General features: G+C 63.8%; 17 protein-coding genes. 12 read left to right on the top strand and 5 right to left on the bottom strand.

Annotated features, from left to right (window positions below):
• Nucleotide 1: 1 nt before the first annotated feature.
• From IB272_RS19995 to ugpC, 12 genes are all read left to right on the top strand, one after another.
• Nucleotides 2-1,015 carry an ABC transporter ATP-binding protein gene (locus tag IB272_RS19995; protein WP_060518295.1) on the top strand — a complete coding sequence of 338 codons (1,014 nt, stop codon included), beginning with the start codon at nucleotides 2-4 and terminating at the stop codon, nucleotides 1,013-1,015.
• Nucleotides 1,012-2,040 (top strand): oligopeptide/dipeptide ABC transporter ATP-binding protein, encoded by a 1,029-nt coding sequence (locus tag IB272_RS20000; protein WP_348646798.1) that lies wholly within the window; start codon nucleotides 1,012-1,014, stop codon nucleotides 2,038-2,040. The genes IB272_RS19995 and IB272_RS20000 overlap by 4 nt, the downstream gene beginning before the upstream one ends.
• Nucleotides 2,041-2,050: 10 nt before the next feature.
• Nucleotides 2,051-3,853 carry an aminopeptidase P family protein gene (locus IB272_RS20005; protein ID WP_192444778.1) on the top strand — a complete coding sequence of 601 codons (1,803 nt, stop codon included), beginning with the start codon at nucleotides 2,051-2,053 and terminating at the stop codon, nucleotides 3,851-3,853.
• Between the two features lie 223 nt (nucleotides 3,854-4,076).
• Nucleotides 4,077-4,808 carry a DeoR family transcriptional regulator gene (locus IB272_RS20010; RefSeq protein WP_034799429.1) on the top strand — a complete coding sequence of 244 codons (732 nt, stop codon included), beginning with the start codon at nucleotides 4,077-4,079 and terminating at the stop codon, nucleotides 4,806-4,808.
• Between the two features lie 173 nt (nucleotides 4,809-4,981).
• Nucleotides 4,982-5,995 (top strand): deoxyribose-phosphate aldolase, encoded by a 1,014-nt coding sequence (gene deoC, locus IB272_RS20015; protein ID WP_192444780.1) that lies wholly within the window; start codon nucleotides 4,982-4,984, stop codon nucleotides 5,993-5,995.
• A 5-nt stretch (nucleotides 5,996-6,000) separates the two neighbouring features.
• The gene (locus tag IB272_RS20020; protein WP_192444782.1) at nucleotides 6,001-8,385 is read left to right on the top strand and encodes an aldehyde dehydrogenase family protein; all 2,385 of its coding nucleotides are present in this window, start codon (nucleotides 6,001-6,003) and stop codon (nucleotides 8,383-8,385) included.
• A gap of 134 nt (nucleotides 8,386-8,519) precedes the next feature.
• Nucleotides 8,520-8,972: an RbsD/FucU family protein gene (locus IB272_RS20025; RefSeq protein WP_060518285.1), complete on the top strand. Its 453-nt coding sequence runs from the start codon at nucleotides 8,520-8,522 to the stop codon at nucleotides 8,970-8,972.
• Between the two features lie 103 nt (nucleotides 8,973-9,075).
• Nucleotides 9,076-10,008: a ribokinase gene (gene rbsK, locus IB272_RS20030; protein ID WP_060586191.1), complete on the top strand. Its 933-nt coding sequence runs from the start codon at nucleotides 9,076-9,078 to the stop codon at nucleotides 10,006-10,008.
• Nucleotides 10,005-10,880 (top strand): sugar ABC transporter permease, encoded by an 876-nt coding sequence (locus IB272_RS20035; RefSeq protein WP_034799444.1) that lies wholly within the window; start codon nucleotides 10,005-10,007, stop codon nucleotides 10,878-10,880. Before rbsK ends, IB272_RS20035 begins: the two co-directional genes overlap by 4 nt.
• On the top strand, nucleotides 10,877-11,905 hold the full coding sequence (locus tag IB272_RS20040; protein ID WP_034799447.1) for a carbohydrate ABC transporter permease: 1,029 nt from the start codon (nucleotides 10,877-10,879) through the stop codon (nucleotides 11,903-11,905). The genes IB272_RS20035 and IB272_RS20040 overlap by 4 nt, the downstream gene beginning before the upstream one ends.
• A 40-nt stretch (nucleotides 11,906-11,945) precedes the next feature.
• Nucleotides 11,946-13,400, top strand: coding sequence for an extracellular solute-binding protein (locus IB272_RS20045; RefSeq protein ID WP_034799450.1), 1,455 nt, complete (start codon nucleotides 11,946-11,948; stop codon nucleotides 13,398-13,400).
• Between the two features lie 85 nt (nucleotides 13,401-13,485).
• Entirely contained in the window at nucleotides 13,486-14,577 is a 1,092-nt protein-coding gene (gene ugpC, locus IB272_RS20050) for a sn-glycerol-3-phosphate ABC transporter ATP-binding protein UgpC (RefSeq protein ID WP_034799453.1), read from the top strand.
• 43 nt (nucleotides 14,578-14,620) lie between these two features.
• Here ugpC and IB272_RS20055 read toward each other — a convergent pair whose 3' ends face one another.
• The 5 genes from IB272_RS20055 to IB272_RS20075 all read right to left on the bottom strand — a co-directional run bounded on the left by IB272_RS20055 (nucleotide 14,621) and on the right by IB272_RS20075 (nucleotide 18,677).
• A complete protein-coding gene (locus IB272_RS20055; protein ID WP_034799456.1) occupies nucleotides 14,621-15,127 on the bottom strand; it encodes a GAF domain-containing protein in 507 nt (168 codons plus the stop codon).
• A gap of 68 nt (nucleotides 15,128-15,195) precedes the next feature.
• Complete coding sequence (locus tag IB272_RS20060; RefSeq protein ID WP_060586295.1) at nucleotides 15,196-15,936, bottom strand: ABC transporter ATP-binding protein; 741 nt, start codon at nucleotides 15,934-15,936, stop codon at nucleotides 15,196-15,198.
• Nucleotides 15,933-16,766, bottom strand: coding sequence for an ABC transporter ATP-binding protein (locus IB272_RS20065; protein ID WP_192444784.1), 834 nt, complete (start codon nucleotides 16,764-16,766; stop codon nucleotides 15,933-15,935). Before IB272_RS20065 ends, IB272_RS20060 begins: the two co-directional genes overlap by 4 nt.
• Nucleotides 16,766-17,671, bottom strand: coding sequence for an ABC transporter permease (locus IB272_RS20070; protein WP_034799460.1), 906 nt, complete (start codon nucleotides 17,669-17,671; stop codon nucleotides 16,766-16,768). The genes IB272_RS20065 and IB272_RS20070 overlap by 1 nt, the downstream gene beginning before the upstream one ends.
• A gap of 13 nt (nucleotides 17,672-17,684) precedes the next feature.
• Entirely contained in the window at nucleotides 17,685-18,677 is a 993-nt protein-coding gene (locus IB272_RS20075; protein ID WP_210339025.1) for an ABC transporter permease, read from the bottom strand.
• Nucleotides 18,678-18,739 lie beyond the last annotated feature (62 nt).

The raw sequence follows: 18,739 nt of genomic DNA on the forward strand, positions 1-18,739 counted from the left end.
GATGAAAAGCACAGAAAAACCGGTCGTGCTCGACGTCAGGCACCTTCGAACCGAGTTCGGCCCGCAAGATCGCCCACTGGTCGCGGTGGACGACGTCTCGTTCCAGGTGGGGCAGGGCGAGATCCTTGGGCTGGTCGGCGAATCCGGCTCGGGCAAGAGCATCACGCTGCGCTCGATCCTCGGCATCATCCGGCCGCGCGGCCGGGTCGCCGGCGAAATCCTCTGGAACGGCCGCGACCTCGTTCCGCTCGACGAGGCGCGTCTCCGGCGCATCCGCGGCCGCGAGATTGCGATGATCTTCCAGGAGCCGATGTCGTCGCTCAATCCACTGCTGACGGTCGGCCTGCAGATCCAGGAAAACCTCGTGGCGCATACGAACCTCGACGCAAAAGCGCGGAAGGCACGCGCGATCGAACTGCTCGACCTCGTCGGCATCCCCGGCGCCCGCAATCGTCTCGACGATTTCCCGCACGAGTTCTCCGGCGGCATGCGCCAGCGGGTGATGATCGCCATTGCGCTTGCCTCCAATCCGAAGCTGCTGTTGGCCGACGAGCCGACGACGGCGCTCGATGTCACCATCCAGGACCAGATCCTCAGGCTCATCCAGTCGCTGAGCCGCGATCTCGGCATGGCGGTGATCCTCGTCACCCATGACATGGGTGTCGTCGCCGAGACCTGCGATCGCGTGGCCGTCATGTATGGTGGCAGGCTTTGCGAAGTCGGTACGACGACGGATGTGATCGCCGACGCGCGCCATCCCTATTCCTTGGGGTTGTTGCGCTCGATCCCGCGCGACGTTGCGCCGCGAACGCCGCTCTATTCGATCCCCGGCGCGCCGCCGGCGTTGAACGCGCTTCCAGGCGGCTGCGCCTTCAGCGCCCGCTGTCCGGTCGCAGGACGCGAATGTCCTGACATTCGGCCAGCGCTCGAAGTGATTGGTTCGTCGCGGCTCGTTGCCTGCCATCATCTTGAAGATGCCCAAGCGCATTTCGGACCGCGGGAGGCGGCGCAATGATCATGCCCACTTCAGCAAGCACAACGCCTTTGCTTTCGCTGCGTGCGCTGTCGATCCAGTTCGAGAAACGGCGCTCGCTGTCCGACACGCTCGCCCGCCGTCCGCAGCAGGTCGTCTCGGCGGTCAACGGCATCGATCTCGATGTGATGCCCGGCGAGACGCTCGGGATCGTCGGTGAATCCGGCTGCGGCAAGTCCACGCTTGCGCGCCTGATCGCCGGCCTGCACCGGCCGACATCAGGCGATATCCTGTTCGACGGCGAGAGCGTCGTCGGCCTCAAGGGGGCACGGAGGCGCGCCTATAACCGGCGCGTCCAGATGATGTTTCAGGACCCCTATACCTCGCTCAACCCCCGCATGACCGTGCGCGATACCTTGCGAGAGGCGATCACGGTGCATCGCATGCGCGATGGAGCGGCGATCGATCGTCGCGTCGACGAGCTGCTGGATCTGGTGCGGCTGCCCGAAGGGGCCGCGGATAAGTTCCCGCACGAGTTCTCCGGCGGCCAGCGCCAGCGCATCGGCATTGCGCGGGCGCTGTCGCTGGAACCGACCTGCCTGGTCGCCGACGAACTCGTTTCCGCGCTCGACGTTTCGGTGCAGGCGCAGGTCGTCAATCTCCTTATCGAACTTCAGGACGAGCTGGGCCTGACGGTGCTGTTCGTTGCCCACGACCTTCGCCTCGTACGCCATGTCTCGCACCGCGTCGCCGTCATCTATCTCGGCGCCATCGTCGAAATAGGCCCGTCGGAGGCGCTGTTTTCGAAGCCGATGCATCCCTATTCCAAGGGACTGCTTGCTGCCGCACCGTCGCTTGACCCGGGCGCCAGGCGTCGCACGCCGGCACTGTCGGGTGAGCTGCCGAGCCCGCTCGCCATCCCGCCCGGCTGCCCCTTCCACGTGCGCTGCCCGCACGCGACCGAACGCTGCCGCCGCGAAAAGCCGGCGTTGCGCCCGGTCGGATCGGGCATGACCGCCTGCCATTTCGCCGAGACGATCGGCGACGCCTCAAACGCCACTCGATAGGAAAGACATCATGGATACGAGAGCAAGGCCGGATATCTCCGGCCGCATCGGCGCGCTGCGGCGCAAACTTGCGGAAGCGGGGCTCGACGGCTACCTCGTGCCGCGCTTCGACGAACATCAGGGCGAATACTGCGCGCCACACGACCATCGACTGGCCTTTGTCACCGGCTTCACTGGCTCGGCCGGCGTGGCGATCGTCATGCGCGACCGCGCCGCGATCTTCGTCGATGGTCGCTATCAGGTGCAGGTGCGCGACGAAGTGGATCTCGGCACCTTCGCGATCGAACACTTCTATGACGCACCGCTCAAGGATTGGCTGAAGAACAATCTGCGCAACGGCGAACGCGTCGGCTTCAATGCGATGCTGCTGCCGTCCACCTGGGATGCGGATTGCAGCCGCTCGGTCGAGCTGGCGGGTGGCGTCTGGACGCCTGTCGACGGGGATCTTGTCGACGCGATCTGGACCGACCAGCCGGAAAAACCGCTCGGCAAGATCACCGCCTTCCCGGTCGCCAATGCCGGCGAAAGCGTTGCCGAGAAGAAGCGCCGCATCGCCGCCATGCTGGCGGAGCAGGGGGCCGATCTTTTGATCGAGACGCAGCCGGACAATATCGCGTGGTTCCTCAATGTCCGCGGCCGCGACGTCGCCTTCAACCCGATGCCGCAGTCCTTCCTGATCTTCGACCGCGCCGGGCAAACGGAATGGCTGGTCGATCATCGCAAGCTTCCGAACGACCTCTCGGACTTCGAGCTTGACGATGTTGCCATTGCCGAGCCTGGCAAGTTGCTCGACCGCGTCAGGGCGATGGCGGCCGGACGCACGGCGCTGATCGATCCCGGATTTGCCCCGTCGGCCACGGCCCATGCCACACGCGCCGCAGGCGGCACCGTGCAGCTCGCGAAGAGCCCGATCACGCTCGCCAAGATGCACAAGAACACGACCGAGCTCTCGGGCTTCCGCGATTGTCACCGTCTGGACGGCGCCGCCTGGGTTCGCTTCTTTGCCTGGCTCGAGCGGCACGCCGCCGAACGGGAGGCGAGCGGAAAACCGGTGACCGAACTGGAAGCGGAAGAGCGTATCCTCGCCTATCGCCAGATGGCCGAAAGTTTCGTCGAGCCGAGCTTCCGCTCGATTTCGGCAGCCGGCGGTCATGCCGCCATGTGTCACTACGCAGCCACCGAGGCGAGCAACGGGCTGATCCGCAAGGACGGCGTCTATCTGCTCGATTCTGGCGGGCAGTATCTGACCGGCACCACCGATGCCACGCGCACGACGGCGATCGGTCCGGTCAGCGACGAGATCCGGCGGGCCTACACGGCCGTCCTTAAGGGGTTGATCTCTATGGCATCGCTGAAATTCCCCAGGGGAAGCTTCGGCCACCAGCTCGACGCCTTTGCCCGCCGCCCGCTCTGGGATCTTGGTCTCGATTATGACCACGGCACCGGCCATGGGGTCGGTCACTTTCTTTCGGTCCACGAACAGCCGCAGCGCTTCGATCGCCGCGTCAACGAGATCGAGCTGAAGCCGGGCATGGTGACGACGATCGAGCCGGGCTACTACAAGGCCGGCGCCTACGGCATCCGCATCGAAAACCAGGTGGAGGTGGTCGACGACGGCGACGGTTTCCTGAGCTTCCGCAGCCTGACGCTGGTGCCGATCGATCTGCGGCTGGCCGATTTCGGCTTGCTGACGGCGGCTGAGCGGACCTGGATCGATGCCTATCACCGTCGCGTCGCGCAGGAACTGGACGGCTTGCTTGAACCGGAGACGGTGGGCTGGCTTTCCGACCGGACGGCTCCGATCAGCGCGTGATAGCGCCTCGTCCGCTTCTTCTCGCGGATTGATATGACGACAGCGGAGCGGCGGGCCGGTAGGTCCGCCGTTGTCATTTCTTGGCGATGGGCTCCCCGGCCGCGATCAGGTCGCTTTCAATCAATGTGACTCCTCTTGCTTGGGGGAGATGGTTTGTGATATTTTTCACAAAACCTGTTCACGCCATGAACGGCTGCAGAACTCGTCGGACACGGAAGAAATTATGGTCAGCCGCAAGACAGCCCGCATCATCCAGCTCGCAGATGCCCTTTCAGGACGGAGAGTCCTGCACTTGCGCGACGCCGCGGCCCTGCTCGGCGTCTCTGAAATGACGATCCGTCGTGACGTTGCCGACAATCCCGGCCAGTTTGCTTTTCTCGGCGGACATATCGTGCCGGCGTCGGAGATCGAAGGCGATGCGCCCTACGAGCTGGCACGCGAGGCCGACAGCCACGCTGCCGCCAAGCGCGAGGCCTGTGTCCACGCGGCGCGCCATATCCGCCCGGACGAGACGATCTTCATCGATTGCGGCACCACACTCGAATATCTCGTCGACCTCGTTCCCGAGAATTATTCAATAACAGCAGTATGTTATTCTCTGAACGTGGCGGAGAAGCTGACCCATAAGCCGAATGTTCGGATCGTCATGCTTGGTGGCGTCTATCACCCTTCGTCTGCGTCTTTCTCCGGCAACTCCGGTCTGGAGACTCTCGATTCGCTCGGCATCAACGTCGCCTTCCTGTCGGCCGCCGGCATCGATCCGGCGCGTGGTGCGACCTGCGTGCATTTCCACGAAGTGTCGGTGAAGCAGAAGGTCATCTCGCTGGCGCGCGAGAGCCATCTGGTCGTCGACCTCAGCAAGATCGGCAAGCTGAAGCCGGCTTTTTTCGCGCCAATCGGCGTTTTTCGCTCTATCATCACCGAAGAGGGCGAAACGCAGCTGCCGGGCCTGTGAAGGCGGCATCCGCAAAAATATTACGAAATCGTCAAAACGGCCGTGTCTCGCTTGACACTCTCTGTTCTTGATGGAATAGTCACAAAAATTCGATAGAAAAATAACAAAAATGAGTTCTCGGCGGCTGTGCTCGAGTGCGGCTGGTCGTGACAGGGAGTTCAAGGAGCCATCGCTTGGAAGACCTTGCTGTGAAAACTGGCGCGCCGAAGGCCGCGCATTCGCCGGCGGTGGGCCATAACTGGCCGCGCAACAACGGCATCGATCTCGATCTTGGCTGGGTGCTGGACCAGCGCGTCAATCTGTCGGCCGCCGAGCGTCGCGTTGCGACGCTGCCCGGTCGCCGCACGGTGAAGAAGGACGCGCAGGCCGCCTGGCTGTTGAAAGCCGTTACCTGCATCGACCTCACGACGCTCAATGGCGACGACACGACGGAGCGCGTCAAGCGGCTCTGCGCCAAGGCGCGCCAACCGGTGCGCCAGGATCTGCTCGACGCGCTCGGCATGGGCGGTCGCGGCATCACGACGGGCGCTGTCTGCGTCTATCATCGCTTCGTCTCGACCGCCGTCGAGGCGCTCGAAGGGTCCGGTATCCCCGTTGCTGCCGTCTCCACCGGATTTCCGGCCGGCCTCATCCCGCATGATGTGAAGCTGCGGGAAATCGAGGCGTCTGTCGCCGATGGCGCCAAGGAAATCGATATCGTCATTACCCGCGAGCATGTGCTGACCGGCAACTGGCAGGCGCTCTACGACGAGATGCGCGATTTCCGTGCCGCCTGCGGTGATGCCCATGTGAAGGCGATCCTTGCGACCGGCGACCTGAAGACGCTGCGCAACGTCGCGCGCGCCTCGCTCGTTTGCATGATGGCCGGTGCCGATTTCATCAAGACCTCGACCGGCAAGGAAGGCGTCAACGCCACGCTGCTGGTGACGCTCATCATGCTGCGCATGATTAGGGCCTATCAGGAGCAGACCGGCCTCAAGGTCGGCTACAAGCCGGCGGGCGGCATTTCTGCGGCAAAGGACATCTTGAACTACCAGTTCCTGATGAAGGACGAGCTCGGGCGCGAATGGCTCGAGCCGGATCTCTTCCGCATCGGCGCATCGAGCCTGCTTGCCGATATCGAGCGCCAGCTCGAACACCACGTTACCGGCGCCTATTCGGCCCTCAACCGTCACCCGATTGGATGATCCCGATGACTGTCGCAAGGTATTTTGACGAAATGTCCTATGGTCCAGCACCGGAAGCCGACACGGAAGCCCGCCAGTGGCTGGCGCGCCACAAGGGCGAATTCGGCCACTTCATCAACGGCGCCTTCGTCGCCTCCGCGTCCGGCAAGACCTTCGAGACGAACGAGCCGGCAACCGGCAAGCTGCTTGCAAAGATCGCGCTCGGCGGTGCCAAGGATGTCGACGATGCCGTCGCCGCTGCCCGCAAGGCGCAAGCCGCCTGGGCGAAGCTGCCGGGCCATGCCCGCGCCCGCCATCTCTATGCGCTCGCCCGCATGATCCAGCGCCACGCGCGCCTGATCGCCGTGGTCGAGGCGATCGACAACGGCAAGCCGATCCGCGAAACCCGCGACATCGACGTGCCGCTGGCCGCCCGCCACTTCTATCACCATGCCGGCTGGGCGCAGCTGCAGGAAACCGAATTTGCCGATCAGGTTCCGGTCGGCGTCGTCGGCCAGGTCATTCCCTGGAATTTCCCGTTCCTGATGCTCGCCTGGAAGGTCGCGCCCGCTCTGGCGCTCGGTAACACCGTGATCCTGAAGCCGGCGGAGTTTACGCCGCTGACGGCGCTGCTCTTTGCCGAACTGTCCGCTGCAGCAGGTCTTCCGGCCGGCGTGCTCAACGTCGTTACCGGCGAAGGTGAAACCGGCGCGCTGATTGTCGAGCATGCGGACATCGACAAGATCGCTTTTACCGGCTCGACCGAAGTCGGCCGCCTCATCCGTGAGCGCACTGCCGGCACCGGCAAGTCGCTGACGCTCGAACTCGGCGGCAAGTCACCCTTCATCGTCTTTGACGACGCTGATATCGACGGCGCCGTCGAAGGCGTGGTTGACGCCATCTGGTTCAACCAGGGCCAGGTCTGCTGCGCCGGCTCGCGCATCCTCGTGCAGGAAGGCGTGGCACCGCTGTTCTACGAGCGCCTGAAGCGCCGCATGCAGACGCTGCGCGTCGGCCATCCGCTCGACAAGGCGATCGACATGGCAGCGATCGTCGCGCCGGTGCAGTTGCAGCGGATCGAAGACCTGGTCGCCAAGGGCGTCGCCGAAGGAGCAGCGTTGCATCAGCCGAAGATCGAACTGCCGAAGGGCGGCAGCTTCTATCCGCCGACCCTGCTCACCGGCGTGCAGCCGACCTCGATCGTTGCGACGGAAGAGATCTTCGGCCCCGTCGCCGTCTCCATGACCTTCCGCACCCCGGAAGAGGCGATCCAGCTTGCCAACCATACGCGCTACGGCCTTGCCGGCAGCGTCTGGAGCGAGACCATCGGCCTGGCATTGCATGTCGCGGCCAAGCTCGCCGCCGGTGTGGTTTGGGTCAACGCGACTAACCTCTTCGATGCGTCTGCTGGCTTCGGCGGCAAGCGCGAATCCGGCTTCGGCCGCGAGGGTGGTCGCGAGGGCTGCTACGAATATCTGAAGCCGAAGGCTTGGGTCGGCCGAAAGCTGCGTCCCGCCGCCGCCGAACCGGCATTGAAGCCCGTGGCTGGCGATTTCGCCATGCCTGACGTCGACCGTACCGCCAAGCTTTTCATCGGCGGCAAGCAGGCACGGCCGGATGGCAACTATAACCGCAACGTGCTCTCGCCCAAGGGCAAGGTGCTTGGCGAGGTCGGCGAGGGCAACCGCAAGGACATCCGCAACGCAGTCGTCGCAGCGCAAGCCGCATCCGGCTGGTCGTCGGCAACGACGCACAACCGCGCGCAGATCCTCTACTACATCGCCGAAAACCTGAGTGGCCGTGCGGACGAATTCGCCGATCGGATCGCCGACATGACCGGCGCGTCTGCGGCCAACGCCAAGGCGGAAGTCGAAGCCTCGATCGCACGCCTCTTCACCTATGGCGCCTGGGCCGACAAGTACGAAGGCGCGATCCACCAGCCGCCGCTTCGCGGCGTAGCACTTGCGATCCCCGAGGCGATCGGCGTCGTCGGCGTCGTTTGCCCGCCGGAAGCGCCGCTGCTCGGTATGATCAGCCTGGTCGCGCCGCTGATCGCCGCCGGCAACCGTGTCGTCGTGGTGCCGAGCGAACAGCATCCGCTGGCGGCCACCGATTTCTATACGGTGCTCGAAACATCAGACGTCCCGGCCGGTGTCGTCAACATCGTCACCGGTTCGACGATCGAACTGGCAAAGACGCTCGCAAGCCACAACGACGTGGATGCGCTCTGGGCTTTCGGCTCGGCGGAACTTTCGACCCTCGCGGAGAGGCTCTCGGTCGGCAACCTGAAGCGCACCTTTGTCGACTACGGAAAGGCGACGAACTGGCTCGATCGCGAGGCGGCAGAAGGCCTAGCCTATCTGCGCCGCGCGACGGACGTCAAGAACATCTGGATCCCCTACGGCGAGTAGGAGAGCCACCACGCGCGGGGCGGGGGGAGCCGGCCCGCGCTGTGGGACAAGTGAACAGTAGGGAGACGCGTTCGCCTGCAAGGGGGAATGCATTGCGCGCCACGGAAACCGGAGCGCGCCAGGAGGAGGACTGTATGCTGAAGAATATCGATCCGGCGCTGAATGCCGATGTGCTGCACGCGCTCAGGTCCATGGGACACGGCGACACGCTGGTCATTTCCGACACCAACTTCCCGTCCGACGCCATTGCCCGCAAGACCACGCTGGGCACGCTGTTGCGCATCGACAACGTCTCGGCCGCGCGTGCCGTCGAAGCGGTGCTTTCCGTACTGCCGCTCGATACGCCGCTGCAGCCTTCGGCCGGGCGCATGGAGGTGATGGGTGCGCCCGACGAAGTGCTGCCCGTGCAGCAGGAAGTGCAGGCGGTAATCGATCGCGCTGAGGGTAAATCGGCGCCGATGTACGGCATCGAGCGCTTCAAGTTCTACGAGGAAGCCAAGAAGGCCTATTGCGTCATCACCACGGGCGAGACGCGCTTCTATGGCTGCTTCCTCTTCACCAAGGGCGTCATTCCGCCCAAGACCTGACGGACCGCGCGGTCGCCGCGCGGCACGAGACGACAGATGAAATCGCGAGAGATTGCCTGGACACGCCGCTTTGCTTGCGGTGCGGTCGCAGGGGGAGGCTTGAATGAAGACTGGTGTTTCGATCCTTGGCATCTTCGTGGCCGACACGGCCTATCTGGCGCGGCGCATGCCGGTTGTCGGTGAAACGATTACCGGCAGCGGCTTTTCCGTCGGGCCGGGTGGCAAGGGCTCGAACCAGGCGGTCGCCTGTGCTCGGGCGGGAAGTCCCGTTTCCTTCATCTCCAAGCTCGGCCGCGACACCTTTGGCGAGATGGCGCTGCGCACCTATGCCGAGGCCGGCGTGACGCCGAAGATCGTTGAGATGGACGATCTGCCGACGGGGGCTGCCTTCATCTATGTCAACGACCAGAACGGCGAAAACGCCATCATCGTCTATCCGGGAGCCGCCGGCTCGATCGGGATCGACGATGTCGAGGCCGCGCGCGAGACGATCGAAGGTTCGCGCATCTTCGTCACCCAATTGGAGCAGCCGGTGGCCGCCGCTCGGCGGGCGCTCGAAATTGCCCATGCGGCCGGCGTCATCACCGTCTTCAACCCGGCGCCGGCCGAAGCCTTCCCGGATGCGATCTATCCGCTCTGCGATTATCTTGTGCCGAACGAGACGGAAGCCGCAGCCATCGTCGGTTTTGCGCTCGCCACGGAAGACGACGTTCGTCGTGCCGGTGACGCGATCCTGAAGAAGGGTGCGAAAACGGCGCTGATCACGCTCGGTGAACGCGGCGTGCTCTATCACAACCACGAGCAGTCGGTGCTGGTGCCGGCGATCGCCAGCGGGCCGGTAATCGACACGACCGGGGCGGGGGACGCTTTTGTCGGAGGCTTCTCCGCAGCGCTCGCCCGCGACCTTTCACCCGTTGACGCTGTACGCTTCGGCTGCGCCACCGCCGGCATCGCGGTCACCCGCCGCGGCACCGCGCCCGCCATGCCGACGCTGGCCGAGATCGAGGCGCTGCTTGCGCGCGGGGCGTCCGCATGACGCGCAACGACCCGATCAAGCACTTCTTCATCTGGCCGGCGCTGATCATCGTGCTGATGATCTCGATCTTCCCGCTCGTCTATTCGCTGACGACCAGCTTCATGAGCATGCGGCTGGTGCCGCCGACGCCGGCCCGCTTCGTCGGCTTCGGCAACTATCTCGATCTCCTGCAGAACCCGCGGTTCTGGCATGTGGCGGGAACGACGACGCTGATCGCTTTCATCTCCGTCGGGCTGCAATATGTGATCGGCCTTTCGGTGGCGTTGGCGTTGAATTCTAGAGTGCCGGGAGAGGGCATCTTCCGCGTCAGCTTCCTGCTGCCGATGCTGGTGGCGCCGGTCGCCGTCGCGCTGATCGCCCGCCAGGTGCTGAACCCGACGATGGGCCCGCTCAACGAACTGATGACGGCAATCGGGTTCCCCAACCTGCCGTTCCTCACCCAGACCAGTTGGGCACTCGGCTCGATCATCGCCGTCGAGGTCTGGCAATGGACGCCTTTCGTCATCCTCATGCTGCTTGCCGGGCTGCAGACCTTGCCCGACGACGTCTACGAGGCGGCCGCGCTCGAAAATGCCACGCCCTGGCAGCAGTTCCGCGACATCACCTTTCCTATGCTCCTGCCGATCTCGGTTGCCGTCGTCTTCATCCGGCTGATCGAGAGCTACAAGATCATCGACACGGTCTTCGTCATGACCGGCGGCGGGCCGGGGATATCGACCGAGACGCTGACGCTGTTTGCCTATCAGGAAGGCTTCAAGAAGTTCAACCTCGGCTACACCTCGGCGCTTTCGTTCCTGTTCCTGATTGTCATCACGGTGATCGGTCTCGTCTATCTCGCCATCCTCAAGCCCTATCTGGAGAAGCACAAATGAGCGTGCGCACTCTCAAAGGGAAACGGCGCTGGCTGGCGCTCGGCGGCTGCCTCGTCTGGCTCGCCATCACCTTCTTTCCGCTCTATTGGGTGCTGATCACCTCGTTCAAGACGCCGATCGCCGTCGTCGGCGGGCCGACCTATCTGCCCTTCGTTGATTTCGAACCGAGCTTGACGGCCTGGAGCGAGCTGTTGTCGGGCCAGCGTGGCCAGTTCTTCAACACCTTCCTGGCCTCGACAATCATCGGCCTTTCGGCGTCGATCGCCGCGACCTTCATCGGCGCCATGGCAGCCTATGCGCTGGTGCGCTTCACCTTCCGCTTTCGCCTGCTCTCGGCACTGATCTTCGTGGTGATCGCCTTCGGCGGCTTCCTGCTCGGCCGCCATGTGCTTGGCTACGGCCAGGGCATCTCGCTGGTCTATGCCTTTGTCGCAGCGCTCGCGCTTGCGGTGATCTCGAGCCGCTTTCGCCTTCCGGGGCCGGAACTTGGCAACAACGACATCGTCTTCTGGTTCGTCAGCCAGCGCATGTTCCCGCCGATCGTCGCTGCCTTTGCGCTCTACCTGATGTACACCGAGATGGGCAAACTCGGCTTCAAGCTGGTCGACAGCTATATCGGCCTCACTTTCGCCTATATCGCTTTCTCGCTGCCGATCGTCATCTGGCTGATGCGCGACTTCTTCGAGGCGCTGCCGGTGGAGGTCGAGGAGGCGGCGATGGTCGACAACGTGCCGTCGTGGCGGATCTTCTTCGGCATTGTGCTGCCGATGTCGAAGCCGGGTCTGATCGCCACCTTCATGATCACGCTCGCCTTCGTCTGGAACGAGTTCCTGTTCGCGCTGTTCCTGACCAACTCCAAATGGCAGACGCTGCCCATTCTCGTTGCCGGCCAGAACAGCCAGCGCGGCGACGAATGGTGGGCGATTTCCGCTGCCGCCCTCGTTGCCATCATTCCGATGATGGTCATGGCCGGGCTTTTGAGCCGGCTCATGCGCTCCGGCCTGCTTCTTGGAGCGATCAAGTAACCAACCGCTTTGGCATGCATTCATTCACAGGGAGGATAGAATGAGGAAATTGCTACTGGCATCTGCATCTCTCGCCGCACTCGCATCGGGGAGTGCTGGAACGGCGCTCGCCTGCGACCCGGATTACACCGGCGTCGAACTGACGGCGACCACACAGACCGGTCCTTACATTGCCTCGGCGCTGCAGCTTGCGGCCAAGGGCTGGGAGGAAAAGACCTGCGGCAAGGTCAAGGTCGTCGAGTTCCCGTGGTCGGAGCTCTATCCGAAGATCGTTACCTCGCTGACCTCTGGCGAAGACGCTTTCGACGTGATCGCCTTTGCACCGGCCTGGGCCCCTGATTTCACCGACTTCCTGTCGGAAATGCCGGCCGACATGCAGAAGGGCGCCGACTGGGACGATATCGCGCCCGTCTACCGCGAACAGCTGATGGTCTGGAACGGCAAGGTGCTGTCGCAGACGATGGACGGCGACGCCCATACCTACAGCTACCGCATCGACCTCTTCGAGAACGCCGACAACCAGAAGGCCTTCAAGGAAAAGTACGGCTACGATCTGGCGCCGCCCAAGACCTGGAAGCAGTACCTGGACATCGCCGAATACTTCAACCAGCCGGCCAACAACCTCTGGGGCACGGCGGAAGCCTTCCGCCGCGGCGGCCAGCAATTCTGGTTCCTGTTCAGCCACGTGGCCGGTTATACCAGCCATCCGGACAATCCGGGCGCCATGTTCTTCAATCCGGAAACGATGGATGCGCAGGTCAACAATCCCGGCTGGGTTCGTGGCCTCGAGGAATACATCCGGGCCTCAAAGCTCGCGCCGCCGAACGCGCTGAACTTCTCCTTCGGCGAAGTGAACGCCGCTTTTGCCGGCGGCCAGGTGGCGGAATCGATCGGCTGGGGTGATACCGGCGTCATCGGTGCCGACCCGAAGCAGTCGAAGGTGGCCGGCAATGTCGGCTCGGCATCGCTGCCGGGATCGGACGAGATCTGGAACTACAAGACCAAGAAGTGGGACAAGTTCGACCACGTCGTCCAGACCTCCTTCATGGCCTTCGGCGGTTGGCAGGCGGCAGTTCCCGCGACCTCGACCAAGCAGGAAGCAGCCTGGAACTACATCCAGTACCTGACGAGCCCGGCCGTCTCGGGCCAGGCGGCGATTACCGGCGGCACCGGTGTGAACCCTTACCGCATCTCGCACACGACCAATCTCGATCTCTGGTCGAAGATCTTCTCCGAGCGTGAGGCGAAGGAATATCTTGGTGCGCAGAAGGAGGCGGTGACCGCCAAGAACATCGCGCTCGACATGCGCCTTCCCGGCTACTTCTCCTATACCGAAGTGCTGGAGATCGAGCTTTCCAAGGCGCTTGCCGGCGAAGTGACGCCGCAACAGGCGCTCGATAGCGTCGCGGAACAGTGGAACAAGCTGACCGACGAGTTCGGCCGCGACAAGCAGCTTGCCGCCTATCGCGCCTCGATGGGCTTGCCGCAGCAGTAACGAACCCACGCCCGCCCCGAAACGATCGGGGCGGGCGCCACCGTCCCCGGCGAGACCGGGCACAGACAGCATCAGAGGCTACAGCATGTCACAGGTCCGATTGCAGCAGATCACCAAGTCCTTCGGGAGCGTCACCGTCATTCCGCCGCTCGATCTCGACATTGCCGATCGTGAGTTCGTCGTGCTCGTCGGTCCCTCCGGCTGCGGCAAGACGACGACGCTCAGGATGATTGCCGGCCTCGAAACTGCGACTTCGGGTTCGATCCGGATTGGCGATCGCGACGTGACCGATCTCAGACCGGGCCTGCGCAATTGCTCCATGGTGTTTCAGAATTACGCGCTCTATCCGCACATGACGGTCGCCGAGAACATCGGCTACGGCATGAAGGTGCGCGGCACGCCGAAGGCGGAGATCGAAAAGGCGGTAACGGATGCCGCTCGCATCCTCAACCTCGGCGCCTATCTCAATCGCAAGCCGAGCGCACTATCGGGCGGCCAGCGCCAGCGCGTGGCGATCGGCCGGGCGATCGTACGCCAGCCGGATGTCTTCCTCTTCGACGAGCCGCTGTCGAACCTAGATGCCAAACTTCGCATCGAAATGCGCACCGAAATCAAGCTCTTGCACCGGCGTCTTCAGACGACTGCCGTTTACGTGACCCACGATCAGGTGGAAGCCATGACCATGGCCGACCGCGTCGTCGTCATGAACCAGGGCCGCATCGAGCAGGCGGCCGATCCGATCACGCTCTATGAGGCCCCCGCCAATCTTTTCGTCGCCGCCTTCATCGGTGCGCCGAGCATGAATTTCCTCGAGGGGCGGCTGGAGCGCGGCGATGGAGGGATGCAGTTCATAGCGGATGGGGACGTGGCCGTGGCTATCCCGGAAAACCGCGCCGAAAAACTCGGCGCCTACGTCGGAAAAGCGGTCGTGCTCGGCATCCGGCCGGAACATACGATGGCGACGGACGCCAATGCGCCAACAGTCAGGCTGATCGTGCGCGATATCGAACCGCTCGGCCCGCATACGCTGGCTCTTGGCCGGGTCGGGCCTGCCGCTTTCACGGCGCAGGTTCACGCCGCGTCACGCATCGGCCCCGACGATCAGATCGCGGTGCCGATCGAGACGGAGAAAATGCATTTCTTCCTGAAGGAAACCGGTGGGGCGATCGGCCGCTGAGCGGATGGATGGCCGAAGGCGATGACGCCTCCGGCCTGCTGTCTTACTTCTTCTCGGCGCGTGCTGCGGCGAGGAAGGCGAGCTTCGCCGGCAGCTCCAGGTGCTTGGAGAGTGCCACGCGCTCCGGCGTGTAGTGATGCTCGACGTCGAGGCAGTTGACGGTGCCGAGCAGCTCGCCGCCGACAACGACCGGGATGTTGGCAACCGAGCCGCAGCCGAGCGACCAGATCGTCTCGTGGTCCGGGAAAACCTTGGCGATATCGGCGATGGTGTTGGCGACGAAGGTCTGGTGCGCCTTGTGCACGATGTCGAACCAGCTGTCGTAGCGGATCGGCTTGGTGCCCGAGGTCGGGTACTCCGCGGGGTGCGAGGTGTAGGCGCGGCGCGCGACTTCGTTGACCATATCTACGGTCATGATGGTGAAGAGCTTGGCGCCGATCACCTGGCGGCTAAGCGTCTGCAATGCGGTCCATACCGCATCGGCATCGGTGGTCTTGGCAATGGCCGCGTCGAATTCCGCCAGCGCGGCAGCGATCTGTTCACTGTTCATGCTATGTCCTTGGGGTTACTCGATATCTTAGAAGGGGACAGACGATAAATCGTCGGTGTTGTCCCATCCTAGTTGGCATGCGCGGCGCTGATCTGCATCAGCTCGCGCGAATAGGGATCCTTGAGGTCACCGCGCTTGAGGTCGGCGACATCGGCAATCTCGACGATCCGGCCCTGGCGCATGACAGCGAGGCGATCGCAGAGGAAGGAGACGACCGCCAGGTTGTGGGTGACCATCAGGAAGGTGAGGTTCTGCTCGCGCCGGAGGCGCTTCAACAGGTTGAGGATTTCGGCCTGGACCGAAACGTCGAGCGCGGATGTCGGCTCGTCGAGTAAGAGCACCTTCGGCTTCAGCATCAGCGCCCGGGCGATTGCCACGCGCTGGCGCTGGCCGCCCGAGAGCTGGTGCGGAAAGCGGAAGCGGAACTTGCGATCGAGGCCGACCGAGGTCATGACCTCCTCGATGCGGGCGTTGCGGTCGCCGATGCCGTGGATCGTCAGCGCTTCGCCGAGCGTGGCGTCGACCGTCTTTCGCGGATGCAGCGAGCCGTAGGGATCCTGGAACACCATCTGGCACTGACGCGAAAAGGCGCGGTCGATGCCGTGGCCGCGGGGCGAGCCGAGCACGGTGATCTCGCCGGTCCATTCCGGCGCGAGACCTGCGATTGCCTTCAGCACCGTCGATTTTCCCGAGCCGCTTTCGCCGACAAGGGCAAAGCTCTCGCCGTCGGCGATATCGAGATTGACGTTGTGGGTGATCTGCACGTCGCCGTACGAGATGTCGAGGTTCTTCAGAGAGAGCGCGGTCATGCCTTGGCCCATGCGCTGCGGTCGAGCACCGGCAGCTCGTCCCGTGTTTCATCGAGGCGCGGAATGGAGGCGATCAGCCCGCGCGTATAGGGGTGCTTGGCCGCCATCAGTTCGCCGGCCTTGCATTCCTCGACCACCTCGCCGGTGTTCATCACGAGGATGCGGTCGCAATAGCTGGAGACGAGATTGAGGTCGTGGCTGATGAAGATCAGGCCCATGCCCTTGCGTTTCACCAGTTCGTCGATGATGTCGAGCACCTGGGCCTGGACGGAAACGTCGAGCGCCGAGGTCGGCTCGTCGGCGATCAGAAGGTCCGGCTCGGGGATCAGCATCATCGCGATCATCACGCGTTGGCCCATGCCACCGGAGACTTCGTGCGGGTAGAGCTTGGCGACGCGTTCCGGATCTGCAATGCGCACCGATTCCAGCATCGTAAGCACGCGCGCGTTGACCTCGCGGCGCGGCAGCTTCTGGTGCGTCAGCAACGCTTCGGCGATCTGCTCGCCGATGGTCATGACCGGGTTCAGCGAGAACTTCGGGTCTTGCATCACCATGGAAATGCGGGCGCCGCGGATGGCGCGCATCTGCCGCTCGGACTGCTTCAGGAGGTCGACGCCGTCGAAGACGAGCTTGTCGGCGGTGACCCGACCCGGTGCCCGGATCAGCTGCAGGATCGAGCGACCGGTCATCGACTTGCCCGAGCCGCTCTCGCCGACGATGCCGAGGCGTTCGCGGCCGAGGGTGAAGGAGATGTCGCGCACGACTTCGAGATCACCGCGGGGCGTCGGGAAGGTGACGCGCAGGTTTTCGACTTCGAGAAGATTGCTCATCAGCGCTGCTCCCCGCTCTTCGGATCGAGCACGTCGCGCAGGCCATCACCGAGGAAGCAGAAGCCGAGGCTAACGAGAATGATGGCAAAGCCGGGCATGGTCGCGACCCACCACTGATCGAGAATGAAGGAGCGACCGCGCGAGATCATCGCGCCCCATTCGGGAAGTGGCGGCTGAGCGCCAAGTCCGATGAAGCCGAGACCGGCAGCCGTCAGGATGATGCCGGCCATGTCGAGCGTGACGCGGACAATCATCGATGAGGTGCAGAGCGGAAGCACGTGGCCGAGATTGACCCGGAGGCTCGACGCGCCGAGCAGACGCACCGCCGAAATGAATTCGGAGTTCTTGAAGGTCAGCGTCTCCGCACGAGCGACACGGGCATAGCCGGGCCAGGAGGTGATCGCGATGGCGATGATCGCGTTCTCGATGCCGGGGCCAAGGGCTGCAACGAAGGCAAGCGCCAGGATGAGCTTCGGCAGCGACAGGAAGATATCGGTAATGCCCATCAGGATACGGTCGACCCAGCCACCGAAATAACCGGCGGCCACGCCGATCACCAGGCCGGCGGGGGCTGCGAGCACTGCAACCAGCGTGACGATGGCCAGCGTGATGCGTGAACCGTAGACAACGCGGGACCAGATGTCGCGGCCGAGTTCGTCGGTTCCCATCCAGTGGGCAGCACTCGGCGGCAGCAGGCGTTCGCTCAGCGACTGGCGCAGCGGATCATGGGTGGCGAGCCACGGCGCAAAGAGCGCGGTCAGCACCAGAACGAGGATGATGACGGCGCCGACAACGGCGAGCGGATTGCGCATCAGCGCGCCGAAGATGCGATAGAAGCGCCCGAGGCGCGCCTGCATCGGCGAGGCGGGGCTGTCGTCGATCAGCCAGTCGCGAAGTGTGGTCATGGTCGCTCCTCCCTTAGCGTGCACGCGGATCGAGCACGCGGTAGAGCACGTCCGAAATCTTGTTGATGCCGATGAAGACCGCGCCGATGACGAGGGTCGAGCCGAGCACGGCCGACATGTCGGCATTGAGCAGAGCGACGGTCAGGTAGTTGCCGATGCCGGGCCAGGAGAAGATCGTCTCGATCATCACGGAGCCTTCGAGCAGGCCGGCATAGGACAGGCCGATAACGGTGATCAGCGGCACGCGGATCGGCCGGAAGGCATGGCGCCAGATGACCAGGCGCTCCGGCACGCCTTTGACCCGGGCGGTCGTCACATATTCCTGGCTCAGCTGGTCGAGCATGAAGGAGCGCGTCATGCGGGCGATATAGGCGAGCGAGAAGAAGCCGAGGCAGGACGCCGGCAGGATCAGGTGCCAGACGGCGTTGCGGAAGATCTCCCATTCGCCAGCAATGATGCTGTCGACAAGGATCAGGCCCGTGACCGGCGACACCATGCCGTCGTAAAAGATGTCGACACGGCCGGGGCCGCCGACCCATTTCAGCTTCGCGTAGAAAATCGCCAGGCCGACGAGACCGAGCCAGAAGGCAGGCACCGAATAACCGAGCAGACCGATGACGCGGATGCCCTGATCGAGCCAGGAGCCACGGCGGGCGGCGGCAAAAACACCGAGCGGCACGCCGATCAGCACGCCGAGGATGATGCCGAGCGTCGCCATTTCGAGTGTTGCCGGGAAGACGCGAGCGAGGTCCTCGATAACCGGCTTGCCCGTCGAAACCGATGTTCCGAAATTGAAGGTGGCGACGTCACGTACGTAGCTGACGAACTGGGTGATGAGCGGCTGGTCGAGCCCCATTTCCTGGCGCACGCGCTCATAGACGGCGACGGGTGCGCGGTCGCCGACGACAGCCAGAACCGGGTCGATCGGCACGATGCGGCCGATGAAGAAGGTGATTGCGAGCAGGCCGAGGAAGGTTATCGCAAGCGTTACCAGAAAGCCTGCCAGTGAAAGAAGGCGCTGCCGTGCCCGACTGGGTCTGGCGGCGCGGCGCGCCGGCGCTGCTGCTG

Source organism: Ensifer sp. ENS08 (assembly GCF_014852195.1).
Taxonomy (GTDB): domain Bacteria; phylum Pseudomonadota; class Alphaproteobacteria; order Rhizobiales; family Rhizobiaceae; genus Ensifer; species Ensifer adhaerens.

Coding starts and splice junctions, on each gene's coding strand:
- IB272_RS20010 (WP_034799429.1), top strand. CDS start 4,077: ATGGTCAGCCGCAAGACAGCCCGCATCATCCAGCTCGCAGATGCCCTT.
- IB272_RS20020 (WP_192444782.1), top strand. CDS start 6,001: ATGACTGTCGCAAGGTATTTTGACGAAATGTCCTATGGTCCAGCACCG.
- IB272_RS19995 (WP_060518295.1), top strand. CDS start 2: ATGAAAAGCACAGAAAAACCGGTCGTGCTCGACGTCAGGCACCTTCGA.
- IB272_RS20005 (WP_192444778.1), top strand. CDS start 2,051: ATGGATACGAGAGCAAGGCCGGATATCTCCGGCCGCATCGGCGCGCTG.
- IB272_RS20045 (WP_034799450.1), top strand. CDS start 11,946: ATGAGGAAATTGCTACTGGCATCTGCATCTCTCGCCGCACTCGCATCG.
- IB272_RS20060 (WP_060586295.1), bottom strand. CDS start 15,936: ATGACCGCGCTCTCTCTGAAGAACCTCGACATCTCGTACGGCGACGTG.
- rbsK (WP_060586191.1), top strand. CDS start 9,076: ATGAAGACTGGTGTTTCGATCCTTGGCATCTTCGTGGCCGACACGGCC.
- IB272_RS20040 (WP_034799447.1), top strand. CDS start 10,877: ATGAGCGTGCGCACTCTCAAAGGGAAACGGCGCTGGCTGGCGCTCGGC.
- IB272_RS20025 (WP_060518285.1), top strand. CDS start 8,520: ATGCTGAAGAATATCGATCCGGCGCTGAATGCCGATGTGCTGCACGCG.
- IB272_RS20000 (WP_348646798.1), top strand. CDS start 1,012: ATGATCATGCCCACTTCAGCAAGCACAACGCCTTTGCTTTCGCTGCGT.
- IB272_RS20035 (WP_034799444.1), top strand. CDS start 10,005: ATGACGCGCAACGACCCGATCAAGCACTTCTTCATCTGGCCGGCGCTG.
- IB272_RS20055 (WP_034799456.1), bottom strand. CDS start 15,127: ATGAACAGTGAACAGATCGCTGCCGCGCTGGCGGAATTCGACGCGGCC.
- IB272_RS20065 (WP_192444784.1), bottom strand. CDS start 16,766: ATGAGCAATCTTCTCGAAGTCGAAAACCTGCGCGTCACCTTCCCGACG.
- IB272_RS20070 (WP_034799460.1), bottom strand. CDS start 17,671: ATGACCACACTTCGCGACTGGCTGATCGACGACAGCCCCGCCTCGCCG.
- ugpC (WP_034799453.1), top strand. CDS start 13,486: ATGTCACAGGTCCGATTGCAGCAGATCACCAAGTCCTTCGGGAGCGTC.